Source organism: Roseovarius arcticus (assembly GCF_006125015.1).
GTDB lineage: Bacteria > Pseudomonadota > Alphaproteobacteria > Rhodobacterales > Rhodobacteraceae > Roseovarius > Roseovarius arcticus.
This window is the reverse complement of sequence record NZ_SZZN01000001.1, coordinates 340,791-365,197: the sequence shown is the minus strand read 5'-3', so window position 1 is coordinate 365,197 and position 24,407 is coordinate 340,791. Positions and strand designations below refer to the sequence as shown.

The 24,407-nt window shown below is 61.0% G+C and carries 27 protein-coding genes; 10 read left to right on the top strand and 17 right to left on the bottom strand.

What is annotated here, in order from left to right:
* Positions 1-11 precede the first annotated feature (11 nt).
* The 8 genes from MK6180000_RS01765 to ruvC all read right to left on the bottom strand — a co-directional run bounded on the left by MK6180000_RS01765 (position 12) and on the right by ruvC (position 5,963).
* Positions 12-536 (bottom strand): TRAP transporter small permease, encoded by a 525-nt coding sequence (locus MK6180000_RS01765; RefSeq protein WP_138933171.1) that lies wholly within the window; start codon positions 534-536, stop codon positions 12-14.
* Positions 533-1,222 (bottom strand): TetR/AcrR family transcriptional regulator, encoded by a 690-nt coding sequence (locus tag MK6180000_RS01760; RefSeq protein ID WP_138933170.1) that lies wholly within the window; start codon positions 1,220-1,222, stop codon positions 533-535. The genes MK6180000_RS01765 and MK6180000_RS01760 overlap by 4 nt, the downstream gene beginning before the upstream one ends.
* Positions 1,222-2,361, bottom strand: coding sequence for a C4-dicarboxylate TRAP transporter substrate-binding protein (locus MK6180000_RS01755; RefSeq protein ID WP_138933169.1), 1,140 nt, complete (start codon positions 2,359-2,361; stop codon positions 1,222-1,224). The genes MK6180000_RS01760 and MK6180000_RS01755 overlap by 1 nt, the downstream gene beginning before the upstream one ends.
* A 112-nt stretch (positions 2,362-2,473) precedes the next feature.
* Positions 2,474-2,821, bottom strand: a complete 348-nt coding sequence (locus MK6180000_RS01750) for a RidA family protein (RefSeq protein WP_138933168.1) — start codon at positions 2,819-2,821, stop codon at positions 2,474-2,476.
* Positions 2,822-3,004: 183 nt separating this feature from the next.
* A complete protein-coding gene (locus MK6180000_RS01745) occupies positions 3,005-3,637 on the bottom strand; it encodes a hypothetical protein (protein WP_138933167.1) in 633 nt (210 codons plus the stop codon).
* 142 nt (positions 3,638-3,779) lie between these two features.
* Positions 3,780-4,802 (bottom strand): Holliday junction branch migration DNA helicase RuvB, encoded by a 1,023-nt coding sequence (gene ruvB, locus MK6180000_RS01740; protein ID WP_138936292.1) that lies wholly within the window; start codon positions 4,800-4,802, stop codon positions 3,780-3,782.
* Positions 4,803-4,809: 7 nt separating this feature from the next.
* Positions 4,810-5,472 carry a Holliday junction branch migration protein RuvA gene (gene ruvA / locus MK6180000_RS01735; RefSeq protein ID WP_138933166.1) on the bottom strand — a complete coding sequence of 221 codons (663 nt, stop codon included), beginning with the start codon at positions 5,470-5,472 and terminating at the stop codon, positions 4,810-4,812.
* Positions 5,469-5,963 (bottom strand): crossover junction endodeoxyribonuclease RuvC, encoded by a 495-nt coding sequence (gene ruvC, locus MK6180000_RS01730; RefSeq protein WP_171054495.1) that lies wholly within the window; start codon positions 5,961-5,963, stop codon positions 5,469-5,471. The genes ruvA and ruvC overlap by 4 nt, the downstream gene beginning before the upstream one ends.
* Positions 5,964-6,335: 372 nt before the next feature.
* On the opposite strand from ruvC, the gene MK6180000_RS01725 reads away from it, so the two are divergent.
* Positions 6,336-6,533: a DUF1127 domain-containing protein gene (locus MK6180000_RS01725; protein ID WP_138933164.1), complete on the top strand. Its 198-nt coding sequence runs from the start codon at positions 6,336-6,338 to the stop codon at positions 6,531-6,533.
* A gap of 297 nt (positions 6,534-6,830) precedes the next feature.
* On the opposite strand, the gene MK6180000_RS01720 is transcribed toward MK6180000_RS01725, so the two are convergent.
* From MK6180000_RS01720 to MK6180000_RS01700, 5 genes are all read right to left on the bottom strand, one after another.
* Positions 6,831-7,178 (bottom strand): hypothetical protein, encoded by a 348-nt coding sequence (locus MK6180000_RS01720; protein WP_138933163.1) that lies wholly within the window; start codon positions 7,176-7,178, stop codon positions 6,831-6,833.
* Between the two features lie 118 nt (positions 7,179-7,296).
* Positions 7,297-8,169 (bottom strand): 50S ribosomal protein L11 methyltransferase, encoded by an 873-nt coding sequence (locus tag MK6180000_RS01715; protein ID WP_138933162.1) that lies wholly within the window; start codon positions 8,167-8,169, stop codon positions 7,297-7,299.
* 25 nt (positions 8,170-8,194) lie between these two features.
* Positions 8,195-9,427, bottom strand: coding sequence for an MFS transporter (locus tag MK6180000_RS01710; protein ID WP_138933161.1), 1,233 nt, complete (start codon positions 9,425-9,427; stop codon positions 8,195-8,197).
* A gap of 68 nt (positions 9,428-9,495) precedes the next feature.
* Complete coding sequence (locus tag MK6180000_RS01705; RefSeq protein ID WP_138933160.1) at positions 9,496-10,398, bottom strand: DMT family transporter; 903 nt, start codon at positions 10,396-10,398, stop codon at positions 9,496-9,498.
* 98 nt (positions 10,399-10,496) lie between these two features.
* Complete coding sequence (locus MK6180000_RS01700; protein ID WP_425466818.1) at positions 10,497-12,695, bottom strand: primosomal protein N'; 2,199 nt, start codon at positions 12,693-12,695, stop codon at positions 10,497-10,499.
* A 93-nt stretch (positions 12,696-12,788) separates the two neighbouring features.
* On the opposite strand from MK6180000_RS01700, the gene fsa reads away from it, so the two are divergent.
* From fsa to MK6180000_RS01670, 6 genes are all read left to right on the top strand, one after another.
* On the top strand, positions 12,789-13,442 hold the full coding sequence (gene fsa, locus MK6180000_RS01695) for a fructose-6-phosphate aldolase (RefSeq protein ID WP_138933158.1): 654 nt from the start codon (positions 12,789-12,791) through the stop codon (positions 13,440-13,442).
* 178 nt (positions 13,443-13,620) lie between these two features.
* A complete protein-coding gene (locus MK6180000_RS01690; RefSeq protein ID WP_138933157.1) occupies positions 13,621-14,376 on the top strand; it encodes an SAM-dependent methyltransferase in 756 nt (251 codons plus the stop codon).
* Positions 14,377-14,620: 244 nt separating this feature from the next.
* On the top strand, positions 14,621-15,325 hold the full coding sequence (locus MK6180000_RS01685) for a DUF484 family protein (protein ID WP_138933156.1): 705 nt from the start codon (positions 14,621-14,623) through the stop codon (positions 15,323-15,325).
* Complete coding sequence (locus tag MK6180000_RS01680; RefSeq protein WP_138933155.1) at positions 15,322-16,236, top strand: tyrosine recombinase XerC; 915 nt, start codon at positions 15,322-15,324, stop codon at positions 16,234-16,236. Before MK6180000_RS01685 ends, MK6180000_RS01680 begins: the two co-directional genes overlap by 4 nt.
* 35 nt (positions 16,237-16,271) lie before the next feature.
* Positions 16,272-16,970: a CDP-alcohol phosphatidyltransferase family protein gene (locus MK6180000_RS01675; RefSeq protein WP_138933154.1), complete on the top strand. Its 699-nt coding sequence runs from the start codon at positions 16,272-16,274 to the stop codon at positions 16,968-16,970.
* Between the two features lie 115 nt (positions 16,971-17,085).
* Positions 17,086-17,772 (top strand): NYN domain-containing protein, encoded by a 687-nt coding sequence (locus tag MK6180000_RS01670; protein ID WP_138933153.1) that lies wholly within the window; start codon positions 17,086-17,088, stop codon positions 17,770-17,772.
* Here MK6180000_RS01670 and MK6180000_RS01665 read toward each other — a convergent pair.
* Entirely contained in the window at positions 17,769-18,224 is a 456-nt protein-coding gene (locus tag MK6180000_RS01665; protein WP_138933152.1) for a methylated-DNA--[protein]-cysteine S-methyltransferase, read from the bottom strand. The genes MK6180000_RS01670 and MK6180000_RS01665 overlap by 4 nt on opposite strands.
* Position 18,225: 1 nt before the next feature.
* The gene (gene trpA, locus MK6180000_RS01660; RefSeq protein WP_138933151.1) at positions 18,226-19,017 is read right to left on the bottom strand and encodes a tryptophan synthase subunit alpha; all 792 of its coding nucleotides are present in this window, start codon (positions 19,015-19,017) and stop codon (positions 18,226-18,228) included.
* A gap of 121 nt (positions 19,018-19,138) precedes the next feature.
* On the opposite strand from trpA, the gene ychF reads away from it, so the two are divergent.
* The 3 genes from ychF (at position 19,139) to MK6180000_RS01645 (ending at position 22,536) form a co-directional block, all read left to right on the top strand.
* The gene (gene ychF, locus MK6180000_RS01655; RefSeq protein WP_138933150.1) at positions 19,139-20,236 is read left to right on the top strand and encodes a redox-regulated ATPase YchF; all 1,098 of its coding nucleotides are present in this window, start codon (positions 19,139-19,141) and stop codon (positions 20,234-20,236) included.
* Positions 20,237-20,335: 99 nt separating this feature from the next.
* Positions 20,336-21,268 carry a glutaminase gene (locus MK6180000_RS01650; RefSeq protein WP_138933149.1) on the top strand — a complete coding sequence of 311 codons (933 nt, stop codon included), beginning with the start codon at positions 20,336-20,338 and terminating at the stop codon, positions 21,266-21,268.
* A 59-nt stretch (positions 21,269-21,327) separates the two neighbouring features.
* Positions 21,328-22,536, top strand: coding sequence for a pyridoxal phosphate-dependent aminotransferase (locus tag MK6180000_RS01645; protein ID WP_138933148.1), 1,209 nt, complete (start codon positions 21,328-21,330; stop codon positions 22,534-22,536).
* Position 22,537: 1 nt separating this feature from the next.
* On the opposite strand, the gene MK6180000_RS01640 is transcribed toward MK6180000_RS01645, so the two are convergent.
* Together MK6180000_RS01640 and MK6180000_RS01635 are read right to left on the bottom strand one after the other, a co-directional pair.
* Entirely contained in the window at positions 22,538-23,224 is a 687-nt protein-coding gene (locus MK6180000_RS01640) for an SDR family NAD(P)-dependent oxidoreductase (RefSeq protein ID WP_138933147.1), read from the bottom strand.
* A 205-nt stretch (positions 23,225-23,429) separates the two neighbouring features.
* A complete protein-coding gene (locus MK6180000_RS01635; RefSeq protein WP_138933146.1) occupies positions 23,430-24,398 on the bottom strand; it encodes a mechanosensitive ion channel family protein in 969 nt (322 codons plus the stop codon).
* Positions 24,399-24,407: the final 9 nt, after the last annotated feature.

Sequence of the window (24,407 nt, the reverse complement as noted above, 5' to 3'; positions counted from 1 at the left end):
GGCGCGCGTCCTTACAGGGCTTGGCGGCGCTGAAGCGCGCGCAGCAGATTAGACAGAATAGCGAGGCACATCCCGGCAAAGCCAACAGGCAGCGCCCATCGGCTGGGCCAGATGTAGAATAGGAAATTCGACATGATCGTCTCTAACCGCTGGGTGGAGCGGATGGCATCAATGCCGCTCTGCCACGCCAGCATCCCGAAAAACACCAGCCCTGCGATGCAGGCGAGGATATACAGCGCCAGTTGCGCCCAGTTCGGCATCATCTGCGCAAAGAGGTCGACGCGAATATGCTCGTTCTTCAACTCGACATAGCCGAGGGGCAAAAACACAGCGAGGACGACATAGTAGAATGAGACAGTCTCAAGCGTGCCAATCATTGAGCCGTTAAAAACGTATCGCACGATGACGTCGACCGTAATGTGGCCCATCATCAGCAGCAAAAACAGGCATCCCATCGCCAGCAGCGCCAGATTCACGTAGCGGATCGCGCTATAGATCAGGCCCGTCCCCTCTGGTGGGGGCGTGTCTGTATTCATTGCAGTGTCTCCTTGGACGGGGCCGGTGCCAGATTGCCCAGCGACATTTTCCAAAATTCCAACATATCCAGAAACAGCTGCGGATCGTCGCGCCAAATCGATTGCGTGCCCATTCCGCGCAGCAAGCAAAGCGTCGCGTTCAGCGCGATACGCCGCGTGCCGCTGGCGCCACTCAGATCGGGAAAGAGGTTTTCCCAGATCTCATCCAACTGGTGATTATAATCCAGCGCAACCGGGATCAAAGCCTCGCGGATGGCGGAATCGGTGCGCGCGGCGGTCAGAAACTCCATCGTTATCATAAACAGCGGGCCGGAGAAACGGGCCCACATCTCGGATAGGAAGCCATCTAAATCCATGTCGCCCGTGCGGATCGCGCCCGCGAGGGCCTTAATCTCGGTGATCTCACCATTCAGCAGGTGGCGCAGCGCCTCCTGCATCAGCACCTGGCGGCTGGGATAGTGGTGTAAAAGCGCGCCGCGCGAAACGCCAGCCGCTTCGGCCACATCGACCGTCGAGGTATCGCGCAACCCTTTGGACAAGACTAACTGGGTCGTGACAGTGAGAATCTTTTGCTGCGTTTTATGGGATCGCTGGGCCTGCGTGCGGCGCGGGCGATCAGCGGCTTGGCCACCGCCGTCTTCGCGGGTATGTCCGGCGCCGCCCAAGGCGGCGCCGTCCGAATCCATCACTGAACGCCGTATGTCGCAGGATCGAGATCGGCGTAGATCTCTTTCATAGCGATCTCGCCCAGCGCTTCTGCATCGGTGCGATCAACACCTTCCAGCAGCTTTTCCCACTTGTCCCACGTTGCGCGAAAGTCGTCGATGACCTCCTTGCCGTTGGTCAGGCCGTACTTTTGCTCGGCAGTGTCATAGACGCCAGCCAGCGCCTTTTCGCGGTAGTCCACGATTGACTGCATCAGGTCGTCCTCAGGCTCATAGACTGTATGACCCTTTTCCTGCGCCTCGATCAACGCATCGTCGGCGCGCTTGATATAGGCCACGTTCATACGCGCCATGCCGATGGCCGAGGCCTTCATCATGACTTCGCGCTGATCGTCCGTCAGACTAGCCCAGAATCCAGGGTTCACGCCCCACTGAGGACCGGACCAGTACATGCCGGTCGGCAGCAAAGTGGTATAATCGGCAACCTCCCAAAGCGAGCGGTCGATCAGGTCATTGCCCGCGTTCGACGCACAATCGAGCGTGCCGCGCTCAAGCCCGGTATACATCTCGGACGACGGGACATTGACGGGAATGCCGCCAGCTGCCTCAACCCATAGCGAAACGGTCGAGCCTGCAGTGCGAATGCGCTTGCCCTTCAGTTCGGCGAGATTGCGGATCGGCTCGCGGCAGAACAGCAGATATGGGGGCGTCGCGTAGGCACCTAAGTAAACGATGCCCTTGTCCTTCCACTCGGCCAGCTGCGTCGCGTTATGCGTGCTGAAATCTGCCACAGCAAAAATCGCGACAAGCGGATCGGAATAGTTAAAGCCCAGCTCTTGCACCGCGTTCGCTACGGGCAATTCGGACGGAGTATAGACGGCAGCATGGTGCGCGACCTGCACCACGTTGTCGCGAATGCCCTGAAGGTTGGCGCGCGGCGCCAAGAGGACGGTCCCGGTAAAGACTTCGGGCACCAATTCGCCGCCCGACAACTCGTTTACGGTTTTAGCCCAATCGGTGTAGCCCCACTTGGAAAAGGGCGTTTCTGCGTCGTAGAACGAGTTCGCGATAAAGTTCGTCTCGGCGCTTGCCAATTGCGGCGTGACGGCAATGGCCCCCGCTACGCCCATGCTTTGGATGATCTTGCGAATGTTTTTCATTTGTATCTCCCTGTTGGAAAGCGGGCCGTTTGCAGCCTTCAGCCGCCTGCCGCTCTCAAGGGTTAGAGTGTCGATGGAAAAACAAACCGTCAAGCCTGTTTGTAACTGCACTTCACACCAACGCGGCGGTTGCGACCATCTCGATCAGGGTGCCATCGCTGCGCACACGCGCCTCGCAGGTGGCGCGTGCAGGTGGGTTTTCCCGGTCAAGCCACGCCTCGTATATTGCGTTCATCGCATCAAAATCAGCTAGATCAGCCAGCCATATCTCCATCTTGATAAGATGCGACTTGGCCGATCCGGCCTCTTGGAGCAGCGCATCGACACTGGCCAGACAGGAGCGCGTCTGCCCCTCCAAATCATCGCCGGCATCGCCGATCTGCCCCGACAGCCAAACGATATCCCCGTGCACAACTGCTTGGCTCATCCGGGCGCCGGGCGCGATTCGGATAGGTTTCATGAGGTGTCTCCATACCTAAGAGGGGGTCTGCCGCGCAGCTTAGCCGCACCGCATCAGCGCAGCAACGCCGCCGCCAAAGGTGACTTTGCCGCCGATCCGCATTGGCAGCGTCTTGGCCGACCGAACGACCACATCTGGAGGTGGTCTTTACCCCGGCCTCGTGCAGTCGGCGGGTCCCTTCGCTCAACTGGTCGCTTGCGACATACGCGCCGACAGGCGCAGCGCGTGCGCCGCATCTTGGGCCACATTCGGCAGGACCGCATCATAAGCCGCACGGATCAGCAGCCCGATTTCGGGGCGCAGCACCACCGCCTCCTGCCCCGGCACGATGGCCAGCGGCGAGCGGTCTTGAAACGCGGTGTCCGACCAAAGCAGTATCGTCTGCACCGCTTGGCTCAGCGCCAGCGTCTCGGCAGGAACGGCGGCCAGATGTGCATCCATTCGCAGAAACACAAACGCCGCCTTGATCGCGTCGCCTTCATCAAAGCGGAAAATGCGGTATTGATTCGCGTCCGCTTCTTTCAGCCGCGCGACCAGTGGCTCTAAATCGGGTATCATGCGGCCCAGATCGGGCAGTTCCAGCAGTTCGTCCCACGCGCGAAAGAAGAATACCATCATGTTTGCGCCCAGCTCGGGGTCAGTCTCGGCCATATCGCAACCTGCTAGCTGGCTGACAGCTTCGATCGCGCCCTTCACCACCGCCAAAGTCGCGTCATCAACGCCAAAAACCACCGGCGCAATGGGGCGGCCCCAGCGGGCGCACAAATAACTGCCGTCCGAGCGTGTGAAATGCGCCTCGATCTGCTCTGGTGTCATCGCGGCCTCCTAGTCAAGTTGCGCGGCGCTTCTCTAACCCAGAGGCGCGCGCGGCGAAACGCCGAAAATGGCACGCATCCCGCCCTGCAGCTTCATCTTGGTAAAAATTCTCAAAATCAGACCCCGCCGCTTGCGCACCGCGTCAAAACAAATCTCTTTGCCCAGCGGCCTTGGGCGGCGCGAGGCCCAGATGGCTCCACGCACCCTGGGTCAGCATTCGGCCGCGCGGGGTGCGCTGGATCAACCCTTGCTGCAGCAAATACGGCTCGATCACTTCCTCAAGCGAGTCGCGCGATTCTGACAGCGCGGCACTGAGCGTTTCGATCCCGACCGGGCCGCCTTGATACGCCTCAGCAATCAGGGTGAGATAGCGCCTATCCGCCCCATCGAGGCCAAGGTGATCGACGCCAAGGCGTGTCAGCGCGCTGTCGGCCAACGCTCGCGTTATCGTGCCATCACCGTCGACAAGCGCGAAATCCACCACACGGCGCAAGAGCCGCCCGGCGATGCGCGGCGTCCCGCGTGCGCGGCGGGCGATCTCGCGGGCGCCATCAATGGCGCAAGGGATGTTCAGCAATGCAGCGTTGCGCGTCACGATCTCGTGCAGCTCATCGACCGTGTAGAATTGCAGGCGTGTGGGGATGCCGAAGCGGTCGCGCAGCGGCGTGGTCAGCAAACCCATCCGCGTGGTCGCGCCGACAAGGGTGAAGGGCTGAAGCTCAATCCGCACGGTGCGCGCGGCCGGCCCCTCGCCGATCACCAGATCTAGCTCGAAATCCTCGAGCGCGGGATAGAGCACCTCCTCAACCACTGGGTTCAAGCGGTGGATTTCGTCGATAAAGAGGACGTCATTGCGCTCAAGATTGGTCAGGATCGCCGCCAGATCGCCCGCCTTGGCCAGAACGGGCCCGGAGGTCATTCGAAACCCGACGCCCAGTTCGCGCGACATGATCTGCGCCAGCGTGGTTTTGCCAAGGCCGGGGGGGCCATGAAACAGCGTGTGATCCATTGCCTCGCCGCGCTGGCGGGCGGATTGGATAAAAACGTGTAGGTTTGCGCGCGCCTCGGCTTGGCCGATGAACTCAGCAAGCGCTTGCGGGCGCAAGCTGCGCCCTTCGTCCTCGGCCAGCTTTTCGGGGCGCAGTGTGGGATCGGGGTCTGTGATCATCGCGCTACCCCTTCGGCGCCAGCAGTTTTAGCGCGGCGCGGATCAGATCGGCTGTTCCAGCATCCGGCATATCTCCAGCGGCCTGCGCAATTGCGCCCGCAGCCTCGCCGGGCGCATAGCCCAAATTGGTGAGGGCCGACAGCGCTTCGGCCTGCGGGCCGGGTCCGGCGGGCGCAGGGCGCGGGGCGACTGGCGCAGTGGACTCGATCACTTCGCCGTCTATCTCTGGCGGGGTAGGTGCGGGGCCTGCGCCCATCGCCATGATCTCGGGCGCCTTATCCTTCAGCTCGTTCACGACGCGCTGCGCAGTTTTCGGGCCAATGCCCTTGGCCGCCTTGACCGAATTCCAGTCACCCAGCGCAATAGCGCGTCCGATACCGTCCGGGCCCAGCGCACCCAGAATGGCAAGGCTGGCCTTGGCGCCGACGCCCTGAACGCTCATCAGTAGGCGGTGCCATTCCTTTTCGACCAGCGTGGTAAAGCCAAAGAGTTGCAGGATATCCTCGCGCACCAGCAGATCGGTGTAGAGCGCGGTATATTCCCCGGCACGCGGCAGCGCCTGCATCGTACGGTCTGAGCAAAACACCAGATAGCCAACCCCGCGCACGTCGATCAGCACGTGATCAATGGCGCGGTAATCAATGCGGCCTGCAATGCGCCCGATCATGCCATCGCCTTTGCAATGCGCGCGCGGCTGGCCGCGTGGTGCGCGTGGCAGATCGCAATCGCAAGCGCGTCGGCGGCGTCAGGCCCGGTGAGAACCGCGCCGGGGAGCTGCATCTTAACCATATGCGCGATCTGGTGTTTGGTCGCGTGCCCGACGCCGACGACCGTTTTTTTCACGGTATTCGGGGCGTATTCGCCCACGTCGATGCCATACTGCGCCGGGGCCAGCACCGCGATACCGCGCGCTTGGCCCAGTTTCAGCGTACCTGCGCCGTCCTTGTTCACGAATGTCTGTTCAACCGCTGATGTATGCGGCGCGTACTGGATCAAGATCAGGCTCAGCTGCTGGAACAACGACAACAGCCGCTCTGGCAGGCCAGCACCGACCGAATGCAGGGTGCCGTTCGCCACATGGCTCAGCCGACTTCCGTCGACGTCAATCACGCCCCAGCCAAGGTTTCGCAACCCCGGATCGATACCAAGTACACGCATGATATGTCGCCCCTGCCCTGCCGCAATTATCCGGCGCTGTCCGCCCGCTTTGTGCGGCTTTGCGGAAGGCTTAGCACGAAAGGGGAACGCGGGCCAAGCGGAATGAACGATGCCCTGTTTCAGGTGGCGATCAGCAACCGCGCATCGCTGCAGTGCAGCATTATGGATTTAATGTTTGTGCGTTGGATGCATGACACGGCACATAGCCTTTAATAAAAGGTTGATGTGTGCACTCGCGACCTATGCACCCGGCGCATGATGACTATGCGATAACCGGGTGTTGTGGGAATGCGCAGTCGGTTCTATCTGCACTGCAGCAACAGATGATTCACTCTCAGGGCATGATGCCTTGATTACATAAGGAAGCCCGAAATGGCCGCTCTCGAAACAACCCGCTCCGCCCAGTTCACCAACGCACCCGTTGGCCTGAACATCGCTCGCTTTGCCGCTGCTTTCACCGCTTGGAAAGACGCCCGCGCTACCCGTAAGGCCCTGTCGGTCCTGTCGGATCGCGAACTGGAAGACATCGGCTTGACCCGCGGCGACATCGCCAACTTCAGCGCCCGTTGATGGGTGCGCCTAGGGCCTCAGCCCAATACTATAAAAACTGAAGCGCGCGCCCTCCTGCCAGAGGCGCGCGTTTTGCTTTGCACCCTGCCTCGAATTGCTAGGAATAACGCATCGCACTTGCGTCCCGTAGCAGCGACGCATCCCACGCCAGACAAGGAAACACCCCCGAACCGACAGAGCGGGACGAGGGCGTTTCGCAGTACTGGTACTGAAATCACTCGCTAAAAACTGAAACCGATAAAATGGTCGTTTGCGGCCTTGGATGCGGCGTCTCGGAAAAGTGCGGGTCCTTAAGGCTTAAATAAGTGGCGCGATCTGTGCCGCGATCGCGCGCGTGACAGGGTCGATCTGCATGAAGTAAGCGCCTGCCTGTTCGGCCACGCCCCCTGCAGCCAACGTATCGACACGTTGTTGGTACGCCATTTCGCCAATCTGCATCAGGACGAACACCTTGAACCCAAAGAATGCGGCGATCAGCAGCAACAAGGGCCGCCAGGCTATCGACCTGCGCCGCCGCTTGGGGCGAAACACGATCAGGCCGTCGCGGCCTACCTTGGCGTCGTAGCCGCGCGCCATCTTGGCGTGCGTGTTGCGCACCCGCTTAATGCGGGCGGCAAAGGCAGCCGGAGAATTAATTTGTGTCATTGTAGACATCACAAGCATCCAAGTTTTCCGGCCCCCGCCAGATCACAAGGAAAATTTAGGGTCGAATTGTGGCAACATTGGGGCAGCTGCCCCAATTCGGCTGCTTTTGAACGATTTTTTAGTTAGTTTTCATCAAAGTGAGGGTAGTCCAATCACCAATCACTTCGCGGTGCGCCAAACTGTTTCCAGCTCGTGTGTAAACATCCAGCACCTCATCGGCCTGCTCGTTCAGAATGCCCGATAGAATCGCGTGCCCGCCTGTTGCAAGGCTGGCGGTCATAGCTGGTGCGAGATCAATCAGAGGCCCTTTGAGGATATTGGCGAATACCAGATCAAAGGGCGCGGCGGCCACCAATTCAGGATGATCCAGCCCAGTCGCAACGATGCAGCGCACACGCCCGTCTAAATTATTGGCCGCGACATTTACCCGCGCAACGTCGATGGCAACAGGATCAATATCGCTGGCGATCATAACGCCCGGCCAGACGCGCGCAGCGCCCATTGCCAGCACGGCAGTCCCGCAGCCGATATCAGCAACGGAGCGGTGCGGCGCGCCCGCAGCCGCCAGCCGGTCAAGCGCGCGCAGGCAGCCCTGCGTGGTGCCGTGATGCCCGGTGCCAAAGGCCATAGCGGCTTCGATCAGCAGCGGTTCGGCATCCGCTGGCACCTTATCCGCGTCGTGGCTGCCGTAGACAAAGAAACGTCCAGCCTCGACCGGCGTCAGCTCGCGTTTGACATGCGCAACCCAGTCGGTCTCGGGCACTTCGGAGATGACAAAGGGTTTCGCGTTGTGGACGCGCGCCAGCAGCTCCAGCCCGGCGATATCAGGCGCCGCCTCGAAATAGCCGCCGACCTCCCATGTGCCGCTGCCGTCCTCAATCTCGAACGTGCCGACGCCTATTGGCTCTAGGCTAAGCTCGTCCAGCGCGTCTGCCAGCGCCTCGGCGCCAGATTGGCCATGTAGCGTCGTGAAGGCGGTAAATGTGGGCATGGCTATAGCCTCGCGGGCTGGCGCGTCATTCGGCCGGTGCGGGCACGAGGCGCGACAGGATGGTTTCATTGCCCGGCGCCGGATGGCGCGGGATAAGCAGCGCCAATAGCAGCGATATGCCCGCCATGCCAGCCGCGAGCACAAACACCGCACCGGGCGAAACCAGCCACAGATAGCCCAGCATCGCAGGCAGGAAGACGGCGGCGATATGATTAATTGTAAACGCAACCGCCGCAGTAGGGGCGATATCGCCCGGATCGGCTATCTTTTGGAAATAGGTCTTTAGCGCCAGCGCGAGGGCGAACAGCATATGGTCGATCACGTATAGCGTCGCTGCCAGCAGCACACCCCAGCCGAACATGTAGACGCCGCCATAGGCCAAAAACACGATCATCAGCCCGACATATTCAAAGATCAGCGTGCGCCGCTCGCCGTAGCGGGCCACCGCGCCGCCCATGAGGGGCGCAAAGATCATGTTTGCCACGAGGTTTATCATGAAAAGCGCAGTCACCTCATGCACAGCAAAGCCGAATTTTTCGACCATCATAAAGCCTGCGAATACGACAAATATCTGCCGCCGCGCGCCCGACATGAACTGAAGGCAATAATAGAGCCAGTACCGACGGCGCAGGATCATCTGCTTTAGCTGGGGATTGGGCGCCTCGAACTGGGGGTAGACGACAAGGGCAAAGATCGCGATGGCCGCCGTGGTGCCGCCCGACAGCAGGTATACGATGGTGTAGGTCAGGTTCAGGGGCTCCCACAGCATTACGATGATGCCGTAGCAGATCAGCGTGGCGCCCGATCCGGCGGCCATGAGCCAGCCCAGCATCTGGGGCGCGCGGGCGCGGTCGATCCATTGCAATTGCAGCGATTGGTTGACCGTCTCATAGTAATGAAACCCGATCGAGCTGAGCATGGTGATGGTCAGAATGCCGCCCATCGTCGGGAACTGGGCGGTAATCGCAGTGGCGACGCCCAATAGGATCAGCGACACGAGGGCCAGCACCTGCTCGCGCACGAAAATGATGATGGCAATGACGCCGATGGCGAAAAAGCCGGGAATTTCGCGCACCGTATGGAGCCAGCCGATATCGTGCCCGTCGAACTGTGCCACCTCGATAACAAAGTTGTTCAGCAGCGCCGACCAGGTGGCAAACGCGATGGGCATCGCCGCAGCCATCAGGAAAAGCAGCATCATCGGGCGGCGCCAGAACGGCTGTAGGCGGGCATCAGCGAGGGGGACGGTGCGTGTCATGTGTTCGCTTTACGCCCGAGCATGGCGTTTGGCGAGCGGATTTGCGCGCGTCGACGCGGCGCATTTTTCTACCCGTTGCTGTCCTCGGACACTTTCCTAGTACGCCACAAGATAAAGATACCCGAGGCTACGATCAGGCCAGACCCCAGTATCATTGGTGCGGTAAGCCTTTCTCCGAACAGCACGATCCCCAACGAGATACCAAACAACAGTCGTGTGTATCTGAATGGCGTGACCGCCGAGACCTCACCGGTGCGCATCGCCCTCATCAGGCATGAATATGCAACGGCCCCACCGAGAATCGCCCCGATCAGATAGCAAGCGCCGCGCGTGTCGGGCCAAACGGCAATCTCAGGCTGCCACGCGGCAAAGATCACGCCAGCTATCGCCACCGCTAGAAACCCGTAGAGCCCCAAGAGCAACGTGCCAATCGCGGCCGGTGCCGCGCGGCTGGCCAGATCGCGCCCGGCAAAGCCGACCATGCCCAGCAGCGCAAGAATGGACAGCGGCGAAAAACTGTCTGCGCCCGGTTGGATGATCACCACAACCCCGGCCATTCCGACGAAAATCGCCGTCCAGCGCCGCCAGCCCACCCGCTCGCCGAACACCAGCGCGGCGCCGGCCACCACCAGCAGCGGTGTTGCCTGCAAGATCACAGTCGCGGACGATAGCGGCGTCAGCGCGAGGGCGAGCACGTAAAATAGCCGCCCTGACACCTCAAAGAACGCGCGGATGCGCATGGGCCGCGACACAACCTCTGGCACGAAAAGCGGCAGCCGGCGGTGTAGCAGCAGGCCGGCAAAGACAAGCGCGCCGCCCAGGCCAAAGATAATCAGGACCTGCCAGACCGGCATGGTCTGCGATGCGGCCTTGATAAAACTGTCCTCGACCGCAAAGAGCGCCATGGCCGCGACCATCCAGACCGCACCCAGCATGTTGGCGCGCTCATTTGGCAAAATATCGGGGGTCATGTGATGTGCATGGATTGGCGCCCGGGTGGCTGCGGCGTTGGGGGCCGCGCTGTTCGTGTTCCATGCCGCAACTGGCACAGTGCGTCAATGTCGCGCGCTCAGTAAAAACTCTGAGGGTCGATATCCACGCTCAGTCGCAGCGAGTTGGGCGCGCGAACACTTGCAATCCACTGCGCCAGCGCCGGTTGCAGCGCCGCCCCTTTGGGCGCCTTGACCAGTAACCGCACGCGGTGGCGTCCGCGGACACGGGCGATGGGCGCAGGCGCAGGGCCATAAACCTGCGCGCCGATCTGGCGCAGCGGCCCGTCAGAGCGCGCCAGCGCGGCACCCACATCGAACGCTTGCTGCATGTCGGGCGAGCTGAGGATGATGCCCGCCATGCGTCCGAAGGGCGGCACGCCCGCGTGCCTGCGCTCCTCTGCCTCGGCGCGCCAGAAGCCTTCCTCGTCGCCGGACAGGATCGCACGGATCACCGGGTGTTCGGGCTGGAAGGTTTGCAGCATGGCCGTGCCCGGCTTGTCGGCGCGGCCCGCGCGGCCCGCGACTTGGCGCATCAGCTGAAATGTCCGCTCGGCCGCGCGCAGGTCCGACCCTTGCAGACCTAGATCTGCGTCGATCACACCGACCAGCGTGAGCAGTGGAAAGTTGTGCCCCTTCGCCACCAGCTGCGTGCCGATGATGATATCGGCCTCGCCCATGGCGATGGCGCGGATCTGCTCTTTTAGCGCACGCGAGCTGGCGAACATATCAGAGCTAAGCGTCGCAACGCGCGCGTCGGGGAATAAAGATGCCGCCTCCTCGCCCAGACGTTCAACGCCGGGGCCGACAGGGGCCATCTTGCCCTCCACCTCGCAGGAGGGGCATTTCTCCGGCATCGGCTTTGTCTCGCCGCATTGGTGGCACATCAGGCGCTTTTGGAATCGATGTTCGACCATGCGCGCATCGCAGTGATCGCAGCCCACCTGATGCCCGCAGGCCCGGCAGATTGTGACGGGTGCATAGCCGCGACGATTGATGAACAGCAGCGATTGCTCGCCGCGTTCAATTCGCTGCGTGATCGCCGATTGCATGGTGGGCGATATCCAGCGGTTGCCCGGAAGATCCTCAACCCGCATATCTATCGCACGCACTTCGGGCATGACTGCGACGCCAAACCGAGCCTTTAGATCCAGCCGGGTATATTTGCCCGCCTCGGCGTTGACCCAAGTCTCAAGGCTGGGCGTGGCCGACGCCAGCACCACCTGCGCGCCGCAGATCGACGCGCGTAGCACGGCCATATCACGCGCATTATACAAAACACCGTCTTCCTGCTTGTAGGAGGTGTCATGCTCCTCATCGACCACGATCAGGCCCAGATCGCGGAATGGCAGAAAGAGCGCCGACCGCGCGCCGACGACCAACTGCGCACCGCCCTCGCCGACCATCTTCCAGCAGCGGCGCCGCTCGGTCAGGGTAACGCCTGAGTGCCACTCGGCGGGCTTGGCGCCGAAACGGGCCTGAACACGGGTCAGGAATTCTGCCGTAAGCGCGATTTCCGGGAGCAGCACCAGCGCCTGACGCCCCGTACGCAGGGTGCTGGCGACGGCCTCCAGATATACTTCGGTCTTGCCCGAACCGGTCACGCCGCGCAGCAGTGTAGTGCCGTATGCGCCAGTCTGGATCGCGGTATCCAGCGTGGCGGCGCAGCTAGCCTGATCGCCTGTCAATTCCTTTGATGCAAGCGCCGGATCGAGACGGCGGTAGGGCGTGTCGCGGGGGGTATCTACTTCATCAACAGCTCCCTGCTTCACCAGCCCCTTGATGACCGACGCGGTGACACCCGCCTCATCCGAAAGCTCCTTCAGCGTGAACGACTGATCGCCCTGCCCCTCCAGCACCTCCAGCACGCGGCTGCGCGCATCCGTCACCCTCGACGGCGCGGAATAGCCGATCCGGTACACTTTGCGCATCGACGGAGGATCACCCAGCCCCGGCGCGCGGGTGGCGAGGCGCAGCATCGCGTTCATTGGCGTCAGGGTGTAATCAGCAGCCTTTTGCAGAAACACCTGCATTTCATCGGCCATCGGCGCCGCGTCCAGCACGCGGAGTATGCTGCGCACCTTGGCCAGATCATAGCCGCCCTCGCCCGCCCCCCAGACGACGCCCAGTACCTTGCGCGGACCCAAAGGCACCTCAACGAACGCACCTAAAAAACAGCCCCCCTCCGGCGCGCGGTAATCCAGCACGCGATCCAGTGGCTGGGCTGTCAGCACGCCCACTAGTTCGCCTGCGTCAAAAAATTTGGGGGCAGCGGTCACGCGCGCGCGCTCCTTTTCCGGGGTTTCACGGGGGTCGCCCATGGGATAAACCAACCCCGAGCAAACTCCAATCCACCAGATAGGGCCGCCACCATGAAATTTTTCGTAGATACCGCCGAAGTCGATCAAATCGCCGAGCTGAACGATCTGGGCATGGTCGACGGAGTCACCACTAACCCGTCGCTGATCCTGAAATCAGGCCGGGATATTTTGGAAGTCACCAAAGAGATCGCCGAAATGGTCGACGGCCCCGTCAGCGCCGAGGTCGTCGCGCTGGAGGCCGATGCAATGATCGAAGAGGGCCGCAAGCTGGCAAAGATCGCGGGCAACATCGCAGTCAAAGTGCCGCTGACATGGGCCGGCCTCAAGGCATGCAAGGTGCTGTCGGATGAGGGCAACATGGTTAACGTGACCTTGTGCTTTTCGGCCAATCAGGCGCTGCTAGCGGCCAAAGTCGGCGCGACATTTATCAGCCCCTTCATCGGTCGGCTGGACGACATCAACCTTGACGGGATGGAACTGATTTCCGACATCCGCCAAATCTATGACAATTACGGATACGAGACGCAGATATTGGCGGCCTCCATCCGTACAGTGAACCACGCTTATCAGGCCGCGATGGTCGGTTCGGACGTGATGACCGCGCCGCCCGCAGTGATCAAGAAGATGGCAGATCACCCGCTGACCGACGCCGGGCTGGACCAGTTCATGAAGGATTGGGCCAAGACAGGTCAGAAAATCGTTTGACGCGGTTGAAAAGTGAATAGACCTTGCGCCCGGCGGATCGCGCCGCCGGGCGTATTACCATCTCGGCCCAACGCACCCATCGGCTGCTTTGAGCCGGTCGTTGCCAGATGCCGTCCTACAGAACTTCGCATGGGGAAAAAAATTCCCAAGATAAAGCACGCACCAAAAGGGAAGTTCAATGTCAGCTAAAGCCAGTATTGAAGCAGGATCTAAGACCGAAGCAATAAACTCTCTCGATCTGAGCTGCTTTGAGCGCGACGACTATCTGAACCTACTTCTGCAAAGATCAGAGGTCATGTTCGACATTCCCAAATCCGGTCAAATCATCAAGGCGTGGAACCGGGGCAACGTCGAACCAATCAGTGCGGTTATCGACGACTTGGGTATAAAGATCGCACAGCGCGCGGCAGGGGTGATCCATGCAGAATACCTCGCCATTGAGGGATTGCTGAAGGAGTTAAAGCCAAGACGCATTGCTGATATCGGATGCGGTTACGGGTTTTTCGATCTGTTTGCCGCGATGTCATTGAAAACCGAAATCGTCCTCATCGACCTAGAGCAGAATGAGCACCGCCATTTCGGGTTCAAAGATCAAGGTGCGGCCTATTCTTCGCTCAAGGTCGCTCGTCAGTTGTTGGTGGCGAACAACGTCCCTGCTGCGGACATAGAATGTGTAAACCCACGCGAAACTTCGCCGGAAACGATCAATCCCGTCGACTTGGTGGTGAGCTTTATATCGTGCGGCTTTCACTATCCCGTGGATAGCTATCTGCCCACCATCGACAAGGCGCTCAAGCCCGGCGGCGCGGCAATTTTCGACCTGCGCGCAACAACAGAAAGCGAGCAAGTCGAAAAACTGGCGCAATTTGGGACTGTTACAACCATCGCTGCACGGCCCAAAGTTCACCGGGTGTTGCTTCGCAAAGATCACTGAAACGCGCCAGCGATCGCACATCCACAAATTAGGCCAAGTTTCGATTTGAAGAGTTGGGAAACTGCATCGTTGGCAGCCCCTCATCGATCCGTGATGCGGAAACGACCGAGTTTCGCAAGATATGCAGTCATTGCCATCCTGCCCCCCTCTGCCCAGCATCTTTTCGCCCCTCACCCTCAAATCAGATGAAGATTTCCCCTCAACCCCATGCTACAACCCACAAAACCAAAAAATGAGCGTGAGCATGAGCAGTAAACCAAAGATGGACGATCATCTGCGCGAGCGGATCATCAGTCAGCCCGATGTTATCCTAGAAGATCATGACCTTATGCATGCTCTGATCGCCGCGAACGAGCGGGCGATGGGCGGCAATATCGTCGATCTGCGCGGAATCGCGATGGACAGGCTGGAGGCGCGGTTGGACCGGCTTGAGGATACGCATCGCAGTGTCATTGCCGCCGCCTACGACAATCTGGCCGGTACAAATCAAGTGCATCGCGCCATTCTGCGCATGCTCGACCCCACTGAATTTGAGGCGTTCCTGCGCGATCTGGGCGGCGAAGTAGCCGACATCCTGCGCGTCTCATCGGTGCGACTGATACTCGAATCGGTGCAGGACGACGACGACCCCGCCGTAAAGCGCCTGGGCGAGGTTCTGTCGGTGGCCGAGCCGGGATTCGTGGCGCGCTACATCGAGAATGGCCGCAACGGAGAGCGGCAGGTCACTTTGCGCCAGCTTAGCGGTGGCGAGGGCGCGCTACACGGCGAAGCGGCCGCGCATATCCGCTCCGAGGCGTGTCTGCGCCTTGATTTCGGCGAGGGGCGCCTGCCCGGTATGCTGGTCTTGGGCGCCGAGGACCCGCACCAGTTCACCCCGCAACAGGGCACTGATCTGCTGACCTTTTTTGCAGGCGTGTTTGAGAGGGCGATGCGGCGCTGGCTGTCATGATCTCGCCGGCCGCACGCGATGCGCTGGCGCTGTGGCTGGATCATCAGCGCGCGCTGCGCGGCGCGGCGGCCAACACGATTACGGCCTATACTGGCGACGTGACCGAGTTTCTGACCTTTATCACGCAGCACAAGGGTGAGCCGCAGGGCTTGGGCGCGCTGGCGCAGATCACAACCTCCGACATGCGCGCATGGATGGCGCACACGCGCGGACATGATGTTGGCGCACGCAGCCTTGCGCGCAAACTGTCGGCGGTCAAATCGTTCGTTCGCTGGCTGGCCGAGCGTGAAGGGTTTGAGCCGACCGCCGTCCTCGCCACCCGTAGCCCCAAGTTTCAGCGCAAACTGCCCAGACCGCTCAGCGTGGAGGCCGCCAAAAATGTGATCGACACGGCAGAGTTTCAATCGCTGACGCCATGGATCGCAGCGCGCGATCAGGCGGTCATCACGCTGCTCTACGGCTGCGGCCTACGCATATCCGAGGCGCTATCTCTGACCGGGGCCGACGCGCCCCTGGCTACCACGTTGCGCATCACTGGCAAGGGCGGCAAGGAGCGGCTTGTGCCAGTACTGCCCGCAGCGCGGGATGCGGTTGATGCCTACACCCGCGCTTGTCCGCACCCGATCGAGGCGGACGGCCCGCTCTTCATGGGTGCGCGCGGTGGAAAACTGGCCCCCCGCGCGATCCAATCCGTGATGGCAAGCGTGCGCGCGCAGTTGGGCCTGCCTGCGACAGCGACACCGCACGCCATGCGCCACAGCTTTGCCACTCATTTGCTGAATGCCGGCGGCGATCTGCGCGCGATCCAAGAACTGCTGGGCCACGCATCGCTATCGACCACGCAGGCCTATACCGGCGTCGACACCGCCCGCCTGATGGAAATCTATGCACGCGCTCACCCCAAAGCCTGATTGCCCGCCCCGCCCCAAGCGATTATAGGGACGCCATGACTCGCGAAATCAAAGCCCTCTCTGTCCATCTCTTTACTGCGACAGGCATCGTGTTCGCCATGCTGGCCATGTTGGCGGCGGCTGATGAACAATGGGGCCTGATGTTCGTCTGGTTGGTCGTTGCCTTCGCCGTCGACGGCGCGGATGGCCCGCTGGCGCGCAAGTATGACGTGGCGAAATACGCCCCCCGCTTCGACGGCAATTTGCTGGACATGATCATCGATTTCATCACCTACGCGTTCATTCCCGCGTTTGCCCTTTTCAAGTCCGGGCTGCTGCCAGGCTGGCCGGGTTGGGTGGCAATTATCGCCATTATCTTTGCCAGCTCTATGTATTTCTGCGACCGCGGAATGAAGACCGAAGACAAGTCATTTCAAGGCTTTCCGGGCTGCTGGAACATGCTGGTGCTGGTCCTTTTTGCAACCGAGCCGCCCCACTGGTTTACGCTGGGACTGGTGACGGTGCTGGCTATCGCGATGTTCCTGCCACTGAAGTTCGTGCATCCCGTGCGCACCAAGCGCTGGCGGAAGATATCGCTGCCGATGATCTTTATCTGGACGTTCTTTGCAGGCTGGGCCGCTTGGGTCGATTTCCACCCCGAAAGCTGGGCCCACTGGGGCCTGGTCATCGCGTCAGTCTATCTGCTCGGCGCGGGTATCGTGCAGCAGATCGTGCCCGAGCGTAAGGCAGCCTGACCCTCGCTGGGATATCCAAGCCAAAAACCCGCATCCTCGCCCCGATTTGTCAAATTTCCGCCCCATTGCCTTCCTATCATTCCATCAGGTTACGGGTTATCCATGGAAACTAGTGATGAGTGCAGAGCGGATCGCGCTATTGGTCGATGGCGACAACATTAGCGCCACCCATGCAAAAGATATACTTTCATACGCGCGCAAATTGGGCCGGGTCGACGTCGCCCGTGTCTATGGCGGTGCGCACCACTCCTGCGACTGGCTGAACGCCCCGGGCTATCGTGTGATGCATGCGGGCGCAGGCAAAAACGCGGCTGACGTTCTCCTTTGCATTGACGCAATGGAACTGGCGCTAACGGGCGGACTTCAAACCTTTGCCGTCGCGACATCGGACGGAGATTTCACCCATCTGTCGCAACGTCTGCGAGAACGGGGATTGCATGTGCTGGGCTTGGGCGAGGCGAAAGCGCCCGAGTGTTTTCGTATGGCTTGTTCGACGTTTGTGCAGTTGGGGGGCGAAGAAAAGTTGGGAGAAACAAAGTTGATTCCTACTGGTACGTCAGCTGACTTTGACCGTAGAATCCGTGCCATGATCCAGCAGCACACCGAAAAGGGGTCCGGTATGCGGCTCGTTGATCTGGCTGCGGCAATGCGCAAAAAGCACGGCACGCAGATCAGCACCTATCCCGAGCGTAGCTGGCGCGCATATTTGGCAAACCGCTCCGACCTCTATGCTTTGGACCCGCGCGGCCCGGAAGCGATGGTCCGCTACAAGCCAGCTGGTTTCGCGGGGCTCCCTATCTAAATCAACAACCCGCCCGCCCCTTCATGCCGCAATAGCCAAACCTTCGTCTCGACACCGCCCTTACCGGAAAAACCGCCAAGGCCGTTCGTCCCCAGTACCCGGTGGCAGGGAATAATAATCGGGATCGGATTGCCGCCGCAGCCTGTGCCGATGGCTTGCGCGGGCGCTTTTAGGGCCTTTGCCAGATCACCGTAGCTGCGCGTTTCGCCGTGGGGGATGGCGGCGATGGCTTCGCAGACCTGTCTCTGAAACGCGGTACCGTTGACGCGGGTGGGTAGATCGAACTGGTGCAACTCGCCTGCGAAATAAGCGGCCAACTGCTTTAACGCGCGGCGGAGCAGCGGTGTGTCATCCGGCATAAACGCATCGTGCCACGCCAGCGCTGTGATTGCTCCGCCCTCCTCTGTCACGCAGAGCGCACCGAGGGGTGTCGTGAGCGAGGCACTTGCCATCTCAGGCCGAGTGGGCGCCGTCGGCCAACCCTTTGACAAACTCCAGCACCTTCGCCGGGCTGTCCCCCGCTGCCATCCGGCTAACGATAGCCGATCCGACGACCGCGCCGTCGGCCACGCCAGCAATGGCCTTCGACGTCTCGGGCGTGCGGATGCCAAAGCCGACGATGACGGGCAGATCGGTCTGTTTTTTAATGCGGGCCACCTCTGGCGCCACATCCCCGGCCTCGGCCGCAGCGGCGCCAGTGATGCCGGTGATCGAGACATAATAGACGAAGCCAGAGGTGTTCTGTAGGACTTTGGGCAGACGCTTGTCATCGGTCGTAGGCGTTGCCAGCCGGATAAAATTGAGGCCCGCAGCCTGCGCGGGGATGCACAGTTCCTCATCCTCTTCCGGGGGCAGATCAACGACGATCAGGCCATCGATACCTGCCTCGCGTGCGTCAATCAGGAACTGCGGCACGCCGTGATTAAAGATCGGGTTGTAGTAGCCCATCAACACGATAGGCGTCGTGTCGTCGCCCTTGCGAAATTCGCGCGCCAATTGCAGCGTCCGCTTGAGCGTCATGCCGCCCTTAAGCGCGCGTTGCCCGGCCAGCTGGATCGCCTCACCATCGGCCATCGGATCGGTGAAGGGCAGACCCAGCTCGATAATGTCGACGCCAGCTGCGGGCATGCCCTTGACCACTTCAAGCGACGTGTCAAAATCGGGATCGCCGGCCATGATGTAGGCCACGAACGCCTTTTTCCCGGCGGTCTTTAACTCGGCGAATTTGGCGTCGATACGGCTCATGGCATTTCCCTTTTGTGACCGCTCAGGGTTTGGCCCAAAGGGACGCAGAAATCAATGGTCTGCTTGACCTCGCGCCCCCCACTGCCATAGATGCCGTGAATTCTGGATCAGGAGCGCCGTCATGGGTTTTAAAATGGGTATCGTCGGGATGCCGAACGTCGGCAAGTCCACGCTGTTTAACGCGTTGACGCGCACCGCCGCCGCGCAGGCCGCCAACTTTCCCTTTTGCACGATTGAGCCGAACGTGGGCGATGTGGCAGTGCCGGATGTGCGCCTGGACACGTTAGCGCAGATCGCGGGCAGCAAGCAGATTATTCCTACCCGGATGACGTTCGTCGATATCGCCGGCCTCGTAAAGGGCGCCAGCAAGGGCGAGGGTCTGGGAAACCAGTTTTTGGCCAATATCCGCGAGGTGGACGCGATTGCGCATGTGCTGCGCTGCTTTGAGGATGGCGACGTCACCCATGTCGAGGGCCGCGTCGATCCGGTGGCCGACGCCGAAACGATCGAGACCGAGCTGATGCTGGCTGATATCGAGAGCATAGAGAAGCGGATGCAGAACATCACCCGCAAGGTCCGCGGCGGCGACAAGGAGGCAATCCAGCAAGAGCGCCTGCTAAAGGCAGCACTTGCCGCGCTGGAGCAGGGCCAGCCCGCCCGCACCGTCGCTGTTGACGACGACGACAAACGGACCTGGAAGCTGCTGCAACTTTTGACCACCAAGCCGGTGCTCTATGTCTGCAACGTCGGCGAGGCAGATGCCTCCGGCGGCAATGCCCTTTCGGCGAAGGTGGCCGAGATGGCGGCGGCCGAGGGTAATTCCGCCGTCGTAATCAGCGCCCAGATCGAAGAGGAAATCAGCCAGCTGGACGCCGATGAGGCCGAGATGTTCCTCACCGAAATGGGACTGGACGAGGCCGGCCTGTCGCGCCTGATCAAGGCGGGCTATGAGCTGCTGCACCTCGAGACATATTTTACCGTAGGCCCGAAAGAGGCACGCGCCTGGACGATCCGATCAGGCACGTCGGCGCCGAAGGCAGCAGGCGTGATCCACGGTGATTTTGAGCGCGGTTTCATCCGCGCCGAGACCATCGCCTATAACGACTTCACCTCGCTGGGCGGCGAACAGGCGGCCAAGGAAGCGGGCAAGATGCGCGCCGAAGGAAAGTCGTATATCGTCAAGGATGGCGACGTGCTGCACTTTTTGTTCAACACCTGAGACGTGCGCCGGAAGGATACCGGATGACCCACAGCCAACGCCTTAGCAGAGGGGGGCCTGACCCAGCCTATGAGGCATCGTTAACCTCAAGGCATACCGATGAGTGATACTTTCCCGGATGGCCTTCAGGACTTCCTGCACGACCTGAACCGCGAAATGCACGACGCTGCCAACTGGGGCACGCCTGCCGACTACATCCCCGAACTGGCCAGCGTCGACCCCGCGCAATTCGCCATTTCTGTCGCGATGGCGGACGGTCGCACGCTATCGGCCGGCGCCCATACCAAACGCTTTTCAATCCAGAGCGTTAGCAAGGTGTTCACCCTCGCCGCCGCGCTTGGCCGCATTGGCGATACCCTTTGGGCGCGCGTTGGGCGCGAGCCGTCGGGCACCGCGTTTAACTCCATCGCGCTGCTAGAGCAGGAAAAAGGCCGCCCGCGCAATCCTTTCATCAACGCGGGCGCTATCGTGACGACCGATGCGCTGCTGGACGGGCGCCAGCCGCGCGAGGCGCTGGCAGAACTGATCCAATTTATCCGCGCTGCCGCAGACGACGCCGATATCCACATCGACAAACACGTCGCCGCCTCCGAAGAGGCGACAGGCCACCGCAACGCGGCGCTGGCGCATTACCTCTATTCCTTTGGCAATTTGCGAAACGAGCCTGACCTGACCCTTGGCACCTATATGCATCAATGCGCCATCGCGATGACCACCGATCAGCTGGCGCAATCGGGACGGATGCTGGCCGGGCTAGAGGGCGCGCCGCGCCTGATATCACGGCGGCGCGCGCGCCGGATCAATGCGCTGATGATGACTTGCGGGCACTATGACGGTTCGGGCGATTTTGCCTATCGCGTCGGCCTGCCGGGCAAAAGCGGCGTCGGCGGGGGCATCCTGATGATCGCACCCGGAAAGGCGTCTATCGCCGTCTGGTCGCCGGGTCTGAACCACTACGGCAACTCCAAAGCCGGGACCGAGGCGGCCCACCGCCTTGCCAATTTCACCGGATGGTCCGTGTTCGGCGCCTGATCCGCTTGCTCTTTGGTGGGGCGCGGCTAAGGTCGGTTCTGTAACGCCAGAGGCCCTTTATGACCCAGTTCCGCAAATCCACCGCGCTATCGCGTATCCAACCTGCGGCGACCATCGCCATCACGCAAAAGGCGCGCGACCTGCGCAGCCAAGGGCGTGACATTATCTCGCTGTCGATCGGCGAGCCGGATTTTGACACGCCCGATCACGTAAAGGCAGCCGCCGCCGAGGCCGTCGCGCGCGGCGAGACGAAATACACCCCCATCCCCGGCATCCCGCAACTGCGGCAGGCAGTCGCGGATAAGTTCGCGCGCGAGAATGGGTTGGACTATGCGCCCTCGCAAACCATCGTCTGCACAGGGGGCAAGCAGGTGATCGCCAACGCGCTGCTGGCCACGCTCGATGCGGGCGACGATGTGATCATCCCCGCGCCCTATTGGGTGAGCTACGCCCAGATGGTCGACATGACAGGCGCGATCTCGGTCGTGGTGGAAACAAGCGCCGAAGAGGGATTTCTGCTGACACCCGCCGCGCTGGAAGCTGCAATTACCGCTAAGACGCGTTGGCTGTTTATTAATTCGCCATCAAACCCGTCGGGCGCAGTCTACGGCGCGGATGATCTGCGCGCGCTGGCGGAGGTGCTGGAGCGGCACCCCCACGTCTGGGTGCTGTCCGACGACATGTACGAACACCTGATTTATGGCGGTGTCCCTTTTGCCACCATGGCCGCTGCCGCCCCGGCGATGAACGATCGCACCTTGACCATGAACGGCGTCAGTAAGGCCTACGCCATGACCGGCTGGCGCATTGGATATGCGGCAGGACCGCAGGCCCTGATCGACGCGATGGCGTTGATGCAGGGCCAGTTGACCAGCGGCGCGGCGCGGCCCAGCCAGTGGGCAGCCCATGCCGCGCTGACTGGCCCGCAGGACGAGTTGGAGGTGCGGCGCGCCGCATTCGAGCGTCGCCGCGATTTAGTGGTGCAGCGCCTAAATACCATTCCCGGCATGGAATGCCCCACCCCGCCCGGCGCCTTTTACGTGTTCCCGTCCTGCGCGGCGTTTCTGGGCAAGGCGACGCCCGCAGGAACGAAAATCGACACCGATGAGGATTTCTGCATGGCCCTCTTGGAGGAAGGCGGCGTTGCGACCGTCCATGGCGCAGCCTTCGGTCAGAGCCCCTACTTCCGCATCAGCTATGCCGCGTCTGAGCCCGAACTGATGGATGCCGTGGACCGCATCGCGGCTTTTTGCGCAGGGCTGTCGTGACTCAGTAATGCGCCTCACGGCGGCAGGTCACGGCTATTTCCGCGACGGATGCAGTGTTTGGCAGATCAAGCGCCAGTTCGACCATGCGGGCGATATCGACGGGCTGCGTCATTTGCTGGGCCGGGAATTCGGTAATTGCGGCGGCCATATCGGTATTGACGTAGCTGGGGCAGATCGCCGTGGCGCGTATACCCTGGTCCCAACCCTTTTGCCGTATGCCGTGGGTCAGGGCCACAGCCGCAAATTTCGACATCGAGTACGAACCGCTGGCGGCCGACGCCACCCGCTTGCCCGACAGCGATGCGAGCATGATGACGCGCCCTTGCCCTGATCCGCCCAGTGCGTCCCACGCGGCGCGCACCAGACGGCGGGGGGATTTCACGTTCACCTCCATCATCGCGTCCAGCACATCGTCGTCTATCTCAATCACGTCCTGCGGCTCCATCACTCCGGCGCAGCAGATGACGGCGTCGATACGGCCATAGTGCTCCAGCGCCTCGCGGATCCAGCGCGCCTCGCCTTGTGCAGCGGCGTCGAATTCTGAGACGTGGTGCTCTGCCCAGCGCGCGTTTGCGTCCTGCGGCGTCCGCATCCCTAGCGATAGTCGCCATCCCGCATCCGCTAGCCGGTTAGCGACTGCCGCGCCTATACCCCGGCTGGCCCCTGATATCACTGCCACTTTATCCATGCTCGTATCTCCTGCTGCTACCCTATCCTGCCGGGCAATCCGCGCTTTGACAATCGGGCTCGCGGCCGATCTGGGGTTCGCGACCCTACGCCTCGTTGTCCACTAGGGAGCCTGCGGTGCGACTATTATCGCCCGCCGCGCCAAAGGGCTCGGGGCGGTCGCCGTCACGAGCAAACAATTGCAGCTTATATCAGCGTACGGGATTTCAGCTGCTGGAATTCGCCTCAGATTTTTTAAACCCATCCACGATCCGCGCCTGCTTTGGCACCTCTCCCGTCCCTGCAGGCCAGCCCTCTCTTTGCATTGACCGGTTGCCATCGTGTTCTTCGGTCTGGTCGTGGAAAAGATGCACTTGGGTCGGATACGGCATGTCGATGCCAGCGCTATCGAGCTTTTTATAGACCGCCTGCAAAACTTCGCCAAAGACGTGGATTTGGCTCGCACGGTCCGATTTCGTCCACCAACGCAGGCGGATTACGTTCGCAAAATCGCCCAGCTCGATCGGGATTGTTTCAGGCGCGGGATCGGCAGACACTCCCTCAACGGTCGCGCACGCTTCTTGGATCAGGCGGCGTGCCTCAGTCCAGTCGTCATTGCAACCCACGCCGATGTCGTACTGCGAGCGCCGCTCTTCAAATGCGGTTCGCACAATGACGCTATCTGTGTAGATGTCAGAATTGGGGATTACGACGCGGCAACCGTCGTAGGTTTTGACAAATGTCGCGCGTGTTTCGATCTTTTCCACGGTTCCCTCATGCCCACCCGACACGATCTGATCCCCGACCGCAAATGGCTGGCGCAAAAGAATTAAAATACCTGCCAGCATATTTTGCAGAATATCCTTGAACGCAAAACCGATTGCGACAGAGCTAACACCCAGGCCCGCAATGAGATCACCGGGCGTCACAGTCGGCGCGACAATCGTCACAGCCAACATGATGCCAATAATGACAATCGCCCATTTGACCAGCGCCCCGCCCACTTCGGCCAGGCTGGTACGGTCACGGTTTCTGGCGGATCTGCGCACCAATGCGCTGAGGCCTCGCGCGAGCAGCCAGAAAAGCACGATAACAACGACGGCTACTGCGATGTTAGGCAGCAACTTAAACAGTCCGTCTACCCAAGCGTCAATCTTGTCAAAAATCATCTGTGGTTCGGCGTCTATTTCTTCCATAAGAGGTGC

Coding starts and splice junctions, on each gene's coding strand:
- MK6180000_RS01765 (WP_138933171.1), bottom strand. CDS start 536: ATGAATACAGACACGCCCCCACCAGAGGGGACGGGCCTGATCTATAGC.
- MK6180000_RS01760 (WP_138933170.1), bottom strand. CDS start 1,222: ATGGATTCGGACGGCGCCGCCTTGGGCGGCGCCGGACATACCCGCGAA.
- MK6180000_RS01755 (WP_138933169.1), bottom strand. CDS start 2,361: ATGAAAAACATTCGCAAGATCATCCAAAGCATGGGCGTAGCGGGGGCC.
- MK6180000_RS01750 (WP_138933168.1), bottom strand. CDS start 2,821: ATGAAACCTATCCGAATCGCGCCCGGCGCCCGGATGAGCCAAGCAGTT.
- MK6180000_RS01745 (WP_138933167.1), bottom strand. CDS start 3,637: ATGACACCAGAGCAGATCGAGGCGCATTTCACACGCTCGGACGGCAGT.
- ruvA (WP_138933166.1), bottom strand. CDS start 5,472: ATGATCGGGCGCATTGCAGGCCGCATTGATTACCGCGCCATTGATCAC.
- ruvC (WP_171054495.1), bottom strand. CDS start 5,963: ATGCGTGTACTTGGTATCGATCCGGGGTTGCGAAACCTTGGCTGGGGC.
- MK6180000_RS01725 (WP_138933164.1), top strand. CDS start 6,336: ATGGCCGCTCTCGAAACAACCCGCTCCGCCCAGTTCACCAACGCACCC.
- MK6180000_RS01720 (WP_138933163.1), bottom strand. CDS start 7,178: ATGACACAAATTAATTCTCCGGCTGCCTTTGCCGCCCGCATTAAGCGG.
- MK6180000_RS01715 (WP_138933162.1), bottom strand. CDS start 8,169: ATGCCCACATTTACCGCCTTCACGACGCTACATGGCCAATCTGGCGCC.
- MK6180000_RS01710 (WP_138933161.1), bottom strand. CDS start 9,427: ATGACACGCACCGTCCCCCTCGCTGATGCCCGCCTACAGCCGTTCTGG.
- MK6180000_RS01705 (WP_138933160.1), bottom strand. CDS start 10,398: ATGACCCCCGATATTTTGCCAAATGAGCGCGCCAACATGCTGGGTGCG.
- fsa (WP_138933158.1), top strand. CDS start 12,789: ATGAAATTTTTCGTAGATACCGCCGAAGTCGATCAAATCGCCGAGCTG.
- MK6180000_RS01690 (WP_138933157.1), top strand. CDS start 13,621: ATGTCAGCTAAAGCCAGTATTGAAGCAGGATCTAAGACCGAAGCAATA.
- MK6180000_RS01685 (WP_138933156.1), top strand. CDS start 14,621: ATGAGCAGTAAACCAAAGATGGACGATCATCTGCGCGAGCGGATCATC.
- MK6180000_RS01680 (WP_138933155.1), top strand. CDS start 15,322: ATGATCTCGCCGGCCGCACGCGATGCGCTGGCGCTGTGGCTGGATCAT.
- MK6180000_RS01675 (WP_138933154.1), top strand. CDS start 16,272: ATGACTCGCGAAATCAAAGCCCTCTCTGTCCATCTCTTTACTGCGACA.
- MK6180000_RS01670 (WP_138933153.1), top strand. CDS start 17,086: ATGAGTGCAGAGCGGATCGCGCTATTGGTCGATGGCGACAACATTAGC.
- MK6180000_RS01665 (WP_138933152.1), bottom strand. CDS start 18,224: ATGGCAAGTGCCTCGCTCACGACACCCCTCGGTGCGCTCTGCGTGACA.
- trpA (WP_138933151.1), bottom strand. CDS start 19,017: ATGAGCCGTATCGACGCCAAATTCGCCGAGTTAAAGACCGCCGGGAAA.
- ychF (WP_138933150.1), top strand. CDS start 19,139: ATGGGTTTTAAAATGGGTATCGTCGGGATGCCGAACGTCGGCAAGTCC.
- MK6180000_RS01650 (WP_138933149.1), top strand. CDS start 20,336: ATGAGTGATACTTTCCCGGATGGCCTTCAGGACTTCCTGCACGACCTG.
- MK6180000_RS01645 (WP_138933148.1), top strand. CDS start 21,328: ATGACCCAGTTCCGCAAATCCACCGCGCTATCGCGTATCCAACCTGCG.
- MK6180000_RS01640 (WP_138933147.1), bottom strand. CDS start 23,224: ATGGATAAAGTGGCAGTGATATCAGGGGCCAGCCGGGGTATAGGCGCG.
- MK6180000_RS01635 (WP_138933146.1), bottom strand. CDS start 24,398: ATGGAAGAAATAGACGCCGAACCACAGATGATTTTTGACAAGATTGAC.